This window comes from Kitasatospora sp. P5_F3, from assembly GCF_054049135.1.
Map to the genome: position 1 here is coordinate 1 of NZ_JBFUMY010000130.1, position 7,458 is coordinate 7,458.

Below are 7,458 nucleotides of genomic sequence, written 5' to 3' on the forward strand. Positions count from 1 at the left end.
GCGCAGCGCCTGCCAGGACCGCTGCCGCCAGCGCACCGGCGGCACCGGGACCGGGGCGGTCGGCGGGCGGCGCGGGACCCGGGCGTACAGCTCCTCGGCCAGCGAGAACACGTCGGCGTGCCGGCAGCGGGCCGCCTCGGCGGGGCCGAGACCGGCGTCCTCCAGGGCGGCGGCGATCTCCAGCGCGTCCACGGCCTGCTCGCACGAGGTGCGGTGACGCTCCATCAGCTCCCGTACCGGATCCACCTCCCGCCCGGTCATCAGACGGCCTCGGCCACGGGCTCGGCGGTGGCGGGACCTGCCACCCAGTACTCGGCGGGCCGGGCGAACGGCCGGGCCGCCGCCTTGGCCACCGTCGGGAAGGCGGGCCAGCGGGAGACCAGCTCCAGGTAGATCTCCCGGAAGGCCGTCACCACCGGCTCCACCGCGAAGCGCTCCTGGGCCCGCAGCCGCCCGGAAAGGCCGAGCCTGGCCCGCCGCTCCTCGTCGCCGAGCAGTGCCAGGCAGGCGGTGGCCAGCGCGGCGGGGTCACGCGGCGGCACCAGCAGGCCGGTCGGCCCGACCACCTCGCGGGCCACCCCGACCTCGGTGGCCACCACCGCGCGGCCGCTCAGCATCGCGTCCGCCAGCAGGCGCGGGCTGCGCTGGGCGAGCGCCGAGAACACCACCAGGCTGCCCGCCGCCCAGACCTCGGCCGCGCCGCCCTCGGGCCTGCCCTCGAAGCTGACCGCCGCGTCCACGCCGAGCCGCTCGGCTATCTCCCGGCAGTGCGCCAGGAAGCCGGGCGCCCCCTCCTCGCCGTACATCCGCAGCCGGGCGGCGGGCTGCTCGGCCCTGATCCGGGCGAAGGCGTGCAGCATCAGCGCCGGATCGCGCCCCGGCTCCAGCGCCCCGGCCCAGACCAGCACCGGGCCCTCCGGCTCGGGCCCGGCCGCCGCCCTGGCCACCGCCGGGGTGCCCTCGTGCACCACCCTGATCCGGGCCGGGTCGGCCCCGCAGCGCTCCTGCCAGTGCCGGTCGTAGCCGCTGCCCGGGGTGAGCACGGCGGCCTGCCGGTAGGTCTCCTCGGTGAGCAGCCGGAAGAAGCCGATCAGCAGCGCGCGGACCGGCCAGCGGTACGGCGCGGTGCGGTAGCTGCGGTACTGCTCGCGCAGGTGCAGCCCGTGCTCGGTGATCACGAAGGGCACGCCGTGCAGCTGCTTGGCCACCAGCGCGGGCAGAGCGGCCGGGCCGCCGCCCACCACGTGGCACAGGTCGGCCGAGCCGAGCCCCCCGGGGCCGGTGCCGTACCAGGGCGCGGAGAGCGGCCGGAGGCACTGCTCCAGCAGGTCCGCCGCCACCAGCACGTCCCTGACCTGCGGCTGGCCCGCCGCCGTCTCGGCGCCGGGCGAACGCCAGACCTGCTCCAGCACCCGCTGGGCCGGCCCTGAGGCCAGAAAGGCCGGCAGCGCGCCGTCCTCCCGGCCGAGCGCCGCCAGCCGGTGCAGCGCGGGGCCGAAGGACTCCCGCTCGCCGGGTATCACCAGTGAGCGGATCAACGAGCGGTACGCCTGCTGGTAGGACCGCCGCCGGTGCAGCGCGGGCCCGCGCCCCTTCGGCCGCCGCCCCCAGAGCGGCAGCTCGGCGACCGGCACCGGACCCTCGTCGGGCCCGCCTCCCCCACCCAGCAGGTAGAGCCGGAACTCGTGCTCGGGCAGACCCTCGATCAGCCGCCCGCACCAGCTGTCGGCACGCTGTGCGTACGAGCTGGCACCCTCGGTGAGCAGAGCAATGCGCACGACGACCTCCAGAGCGGTTCCCTTGACCGGGTGCGGTTACGCCACGGCCTCAGCCGACGTACCAGTACTCAGAACGGGCTCCCGGCGGGCTCCACCGCACCGCTCGACACCCTGCGCAGCCGCAGACGCCTGCTGCTCCCCCACACCTGTTCGGTCCGACACCACGAAGGTAGAACGAAACGCTGACGACCCATCGGTCACGGACCCGTCAGCCACCTGAACGAGTGAAACCGCGTGACCTCGACCGCAGTCCGCCGTTCTCCGGCCGTCCGACCCACCGCCTGGCCGACGCCTCGTCAGCTCTCGGCCAGCAGCTCCCGCACCGAGCGCGCCACCAGCTCCGGGTGCTCCAGCATCGCCACGTGCCCCGAGTCCGGCAGCACCAGCAGCCTGGCGTCCGCGAACTCCGCGCAGGCCCGCCGGGCGGACCGGTACGAGACCAGCTTGTCGCGCAGCCCGTACACCAGCAGCACCGGCGCCTTCACCTGCGCCGCCTGCCGCCAGAGCGCCTGCTCACCGCGCTCGGTGTACGCCGCGACGATCCCGCGCGCCGAACCGGCCAGTGCAGCCAGCGCGTACGGCAGCCCGGCCCGGCGCCGGTACTCGGCCACCGCCCGGTCCCACTGCGCGGGCGGCACGGCCGCCGGGTCGCCGTAGACCAGCGCGAGCAAGTCCCGGGTGGCCTGCTCGACGTCGCCGCCGGGGCTGCGGGTCCGGCCCAGCAGTGCGGGGACGCCAGGCAGCGCGAGCAGGCCGGTCGGCCAGGCGGTGTACTGCGGAGGCAGCTCGGGCAGCGCGGGCGAGATCAGCGTGAGGCTGCGCACCAGGTCGGGCCGCAGGGCGGCCAGCCGGACCGCGACCGCGCCGCCGAGCGAGTTGCCGAACAGGTGCACCGGGCCCCGGTTCGCCGCCTCCAGGTACCCGATCACCGCCCGGACGTGCCCGGAGAGCGAGAGGTTGCCGTCCTGCGGCGGCGCGGACCAGCCGAAGCCGGGCAGGTCCACCGTCTCGGCCGCGAGCTCCCCGCCGAGCTCGGCGATCAGCTCGGTCCAGTTGTCCCCGGAGCCGCCGAGCCCGTGCACGAAGAGCGCGGGCGGCAGCCCGTCGGTGGCCGCCGCGGGACCGCTCACCGCGAGTACCGCCCCGGGGACCTGCACGGTCCGCTCCGGCCCCGGTTCCTCGGCCGCCACCCGCTGCTCAGTGCTCATGAGGCACGATCGTAGTGAGCAGGACCGCTCCGGCCCAGCCTCCGCCACGTCTCAACCTCTGGACAGCGCAGGTGAGCCCCGTATTGTGTGCTTCCGACAAGGGGGCCGGGCGCTTTTCTCGCCCTCGCCCGGCGCGGATCGGGTTACCCAAAAGTAGAATCAGTCACCTTGCCAGCAATGCCCGGCACACCCGCCCCAGAGGGCGCTGCCGCAGACCGTGAAGTGAGGAGCGCCCGTGACGGCCGTCCAGGAGGCGCAGGAGCGCCCGCGTGGTGCCCGCCTGCCGCGCAGCGCCCGCCGTGAACAACTGCTCGGTGCCGCGCAGGAGGTGTTCGTCGCCCAGGGCTACCACGCTGCGGCCATGGACGACATCGCCGACCGCGCCGGCGTCAGCAAGCCGGTGCTCTACCAACACTTCCCCGGGAAGCTGGAGCTCTACCTCGCGCTGCTCGACAAGCACTGCGACGCCCTGGTGGAGTCCACCCGCCAGGCGCTCACCACCACCACCGACAACAAGCTGCGGGTGGCCGCGACCATGGAGGCGTACTTCAACTACGTCTCCAGCGAGTCCGGCGCCTTCCGGCTGGTCTTCGAGTCCGACCTGACCAACGAGCCCGCCGTGCGCGAGCGGGTCGAGCGGGCCGCCGACGCCAGCGCGACGCTGGTCAGCCAGGTCATCGCGGAGGACACCGACCTGCCGGAGGCCGAGTCCAAGCTGCTCGCCGTCGGCGTCTGCGGCCTGGCCCAGATCACCGCCAGGTACTGGCTCTCGCAGGACCTGGAGATCCCCCGCGACGCGGCCGTCAAGCTGGTCGCCAGCCTGGCCTGGCGCGGCCTCAAGGGCTTCCCGATGCACCCTGGCCAGGAGTCCTCGGACGCTTCCGCCGAATAGGCGATCAGCGGACCTTCGCCGTTCCGCGTGGTCGTTGCTCTATGGTGAAGCCGTACGGCGCGACGCCCGCGAACAGCGGTTCGAGCGTATGGATGGCTGCAACCCGGAGGGACGGAAGCCGTGGAGGTCAAGATCGGCGTGCAGAACGCGCCCCGAGAGATCGTTCTCGAGAGCACGCAGACTGCCGATGAGGTCGAGAGCGCGGTCGCCAAGGCGCTGGAGGGCACCTCGAAGCTCTTCACGCTGACCGACGAGCACGGCCGCCGCGTCATCGTCCCGGCCGAGCGCCTGGCGTACGTGGAGATCGGCGAGCCCAGCGTCCGCAAGGTGGGCTTCGGCACCATCTGACGCAGTCTCAGCACGACCGGACGGCCGTCCCCGAACAGGGGGCGGCCGTTCGGCGTCGGTACGCGTACCGACCGGGGCAACCGGGTATGGCCGAGAGGGAACCTTCAGGGAGGCAGCCCGTGGTCCTCGAAACGATCGCCTTCGTGCTCATCGGCCTGGCCGTCGGCTTCGGCGCGCTCACGCTGCTGCCCGCGTACTTCCCGGCTTCCCGGACCCTGACCGTCGTGACCGCGGTGATCGCCGCCCTGCTCGGCGGCGGCATCTCCGGCTACGCGCTGGACGACCACCTGCCCGCGCTGGCGCTGCTCTTCTCGGCGGTCAGCGCGGTGCTGCTGGTCTCGGTGCTCGCCCGCCCCGACCTGCTGGCCGGGACGGGGCGGCACCGGCACGCCTAGGGTCTGTCTGACCATTCCCGCCGGATCAGGCCGGGTCGTTCGGTGCGTGCGATCGGCGTGCGGCCGAGATGCCCTCGTAGCGGAGCTACTTGGGCGTTTCGGCCGTGCGGCGAGCGTGCGTGCCGGGCGGGCCGGGCCCGGCGGGAATGGTCAGACAGACCCTCGTCAGGAGGCGAGCCCGAGCGCGGCCATCCGCCGGGTGTGCGCCTCGGTGATCCGGTTGAACATCTTGCCGACCTCGACCAGGTCGAAGCCCTGCACCGCGGCACCGCCGACCAGCAGGTTGGAGAGCGCGTCCCGCTCGGCCACCACCCGCTGGGACTGGCTGAGCGCCTCGCCCATCAGCCGCCGGCCCCAGAGCGCCAGCCGGCCGCCGACCCGGGGGTCGTCCTCGATCGCCTGCCGGATCCGGTCCACCGCGAACTGGGCGTGCCCGGTGTCACCGGAGACCGAGAGCACCAGCTCCCGGGTGTCGTCGTCCAGCCGGGCGGCCACCTCGCGGTAGAAGTCGGTCGCGATAGCGTCGCCGACGTACGCCTTGACCAGGCCCTCCAGCCAGTCCGAGGGCGCCGTCATCCGGTGGAACGCCTCCAGCGGCTCGACGAACGGGGTCATCACCCCGGTCGGGTCGGCGCCGACCTCGACCAGCCGGTCGTGCAGCAGCTGGTAGTGCTGGTACTCGTTGGAGGCCATCTTGGCCAGCGCCGCCTTGTCGACCAGCCCGGGCGCGAACTTGGCGTCCTCGGCGAGCCGCTCGAAGGCGCTCAGCTCGCCGTACGCCAGGGCGCCGAGCAGCTCCAGCACGGCGGCCCGGTAGTCCGGGTCGGCCGAGCGGGCGGCCCAGCCGCCGATCGAGGCGGGCGGGTCGGAAGCGACGGAAGTGACGGATGCGTCCAGCGGGGTGCCGTCGTCGGCTGCCTGAGTCTCCATTGTGGCCACCCTATCGCCCGTGCCCCGGGCCGCCCGGCGCAGAGTAGGGCACGTCACGTGTTCGAGTCGTCGCCTGACTGTATGGTGGTAGGGAAGCTCGATGTATCCCGGTGGCACGGTGAAGTGCCGCGTACGGACACCGGGCGTTCACGTACGCGGATGCCCGGTCGGAGACCCGATCGGCTCCGACCATGGCCCGGACCTCGGGCCCTGGCACCGCATCAGTGGCCGAGCGAGGGCCGCCGCGGACCGCGCCGCCCTGGCGCAGGTCCCGCGCCTGGCCCCTCACGGGAAATCCTCCCCCACGCCGCCGGACGACGCGCCCTTTCACAGGGCCGCTCGAGTCGGCAGGCCGCAGGGGCCGGCGCGGTTGTGCGACCTCGTATCCGACGAGTCGGGCTGTTCTGCGGCCCGTTGCCGCTCACGAGGCTGCCCGCCCGCCCTCTCGCTCTCGGCCCCACCACATGGAAGAGGCAGCACCCTGTCCACCACCGCTGAACCCACCAAGACCACTTTCCGGGACCTCGGGATCCTCCCGGAGACCGCCGAGGCCCTCGAGGCTGTCGGCATCATCCACCCCTTCCCGATCCAGGAGATGACCCTCCCGGTCGCTCTGACCGGCCACGACGTGATCGGCCAGGCCAAGACCGGCACCGGCAAGACCCTCGGCTTCGGCCTCCCGCTGATCGAGCGCGTCGTGGTCCGCGCCGACGTGGACGCCGGCCGGGCCACCGAGGAGCAGCTCTCCGACGGCCCGCAGGCGCTCATCGTGGTGCCCACCCGTGAGCTCTGCACCCAGGTGACCAACGACCTGCAGACCGCGGGCAAGGTCCGCGACGTCCGCGTTCTCGCGATCTACGGCGGCCGGGCGTACGAGCCGCAGGTCGAGGCGCTCAAGAAGGGCGTCGACATCATCGTCGGCACCCCGGGCCGCCTGCTCGACCTGGCCGGACAGCGCAAGCTGGACCTCTCCAAGGTCAAGGCGCTGGTGCTCGACGAGGCCGACGAGATGCTCGACCTGGGCTTCCTGCCGGACGTCGAGAAGATCATCACCATGCTGCCCGCCAAGCGGCAGACCCTGCTCTTCTCGGCCACCATGCCCGGCCAGGTCATCTCGCTGGCCCGCCGGTACATGAGCCAGCCGACCCACATCCGGGCCGCCGCGCCGGACGACACCGGCCACACCGTGGCCAACACCACCCAGCACATCTTCCGCGCGCACTCGCTCGACAAGGTCGAGATGGTCGCCCGGATCCTGCAGGCCGACGGCCGCGGCCTGGCGATGATCTTCTGCCGGACCAAGCGCACCGCCGCCGACGTCGCCGACCAGCTGACCCAGCGCGGCTTCGCGGCCGGCGCGGTGCACGGTGACCTCGGTCAGGGCGCCCGCGAGCAGGCCCTGCGGGCCTTCCGGGCCGGCAAGGTCGACGTGCTGGTCTGCACCGACGTCGCGGCCCGTGGCATCGACGTCGAGGGCGTCACGCACGTCATCAACTACCAGTGCACCGAGGACGAGAAGACCTACCTGCACCGGATCGGCCGCACCGGCCGGGCCGGCGCCTTCGGCACCGCCGTCACCCTGGTCGACTGGGACGACATCCCGCGCTGGCAGCTGATCAACAAGGCCCTGGACCTCAAGTTCCCGGACCCGGAGGAGACCTACTCCACCTCGCCGCACCTGTACGAGCTGCTCAAGATCGCGCCCGGCACCACCGGTGTCCTGCCGCGCTCCGAGCGGACCCGGGCGGGTCTGAAGGCCGAGGAGATCGAGGACCTCGGCGAGACCGGTGGGCGTGGCGCACGCGGCACCACCACCGCCGGTGGTGGCCGTGGCCGCCGCTCCGGTCCGGCCGCCGCCGAGGCGCCTGCCGCCGAAGCGGCCGTCGCCGAGCGGCCGGCCCGCGCAC

Annotated in this window: 7 protein-coding genes and 1 pseudogene; 4 read left to right on the forward strand and 4 right to left on the reverse strand. The window is 73.5% G+C overall.

Annotation, left to right across the window (positions count from 1 at the left end):
• The 3 genes and pseudogenes from ACXJMZ_RS35670 to ACXJMZ_RS35680 all read right to left on the reverse strand — a co-directional run.
• Positions 1–261: pseudogene (locus tag ACXJMZ_RS35670) on the reverse strand (hypothetical protein); the annotation flags it as partial.
• A complete protein-coding gene (locus ACXJMZ_RS35675) occupies positions 261–1,778 on the reverse strand; it encodes a DUF3492 domain-containing protein (protein ID WP_457034167.1) in 1,518 nt (505 codons plus the stop codon). The pseudogene ACXJMZ_RS35670 and the gene ACXJMZ_RS35675, both read right to left, overlap by 1 nt.
• A 296-nt stretch (positions 1,779–2,074) precedes the next feature.
• Positions 2,075–2,986: an alpha/beta fold hydrolase gene (locus ACXJMZ_RS35680; protein WP_457034168.1), complete on the reverse strand. Its 912-nt coding sequence runs from the start codon at positions 2,984–2,986 to the stop codon at positions 2,075–2,077.
• Positions 2,987–3,221: 235 nt separating this feature from the next.
• Here ACXJMZ_RS35680 and ACXJMZ_RS35685 point away from each other — a divergent pair, with 235 nt between their 5' ends.
• The 3 genes from ACXJMZ_RS35685 to ACXJMZ_RS35695 all read left to right on the forward strand — a co-directional run bounded on the left by ACXJMZ_RS35685 (position 3,222) and on the right by ACXJMZ_RS35695 (position 4,621).
• Complete coding sequence (locus tag ACXJMZ_RS35685; protein WP_457034169.1) at positions 3,222–3,878, forward strand: TetR/AcrR family transcriptional regulator; 657 nt, start codon at positions 3,222–3,224, stop codon at positions 3,876–3,878.
• 120 nt (positions 3,879–3,998) lie between these two features.
• A complete protein-coding gene (locus ACXJMZ_RS35690) occupies positions 3,999–4,226 on the forward strand; it encodes a DUF3107 domain-containing protein (protein WP_057227099.1) in 228 nt (75 codons plus the stop codon).
• Positions 4,227–4,345: 119 nt separating this feature from the next.
• Entirely contained in the window at positions 4,346–4,621 is a 276-nt protein-coding gene (locus tag ACXJMZ_RS35695; RefSeq protein ID WP_457034170.1) for a hypothetical protein, read from the forward strand.
• 165 nt (positions 4,622–4,786) lie between these two features.
• Here the strand turns inward: ACXJMZ_RS35695 and ACXJMZ_RS35700 are convergent, their stop codons facing one another.
• Positions 4,787–5,551: a ferritin-like fold-containing protein gene (locus ACXJMZ_RS35700; RefSeq protein WP_057227103.1), complete on the reverse strand. Its 765-nt coding sequence runs from the start codon at positions 5,549–5,551 to the stop codon at positions 4,787–4,789.
• 595 nt (positions 5,552–6,146) lie between these two features.
• On the opposite strand from ACXJMZ_RS35700, the gene ACXJMZ_RS35705 reads away from it, so the two are divergent.
• Positions 6,147–7,458, forward strand: a 1,312-nt coding sequence (locus ACXJMZ_RS35705) for a DEAD/DEAH box helicase (protein WP_457034171.1), incomplete at its 3' end; no start/stop codon positions are given.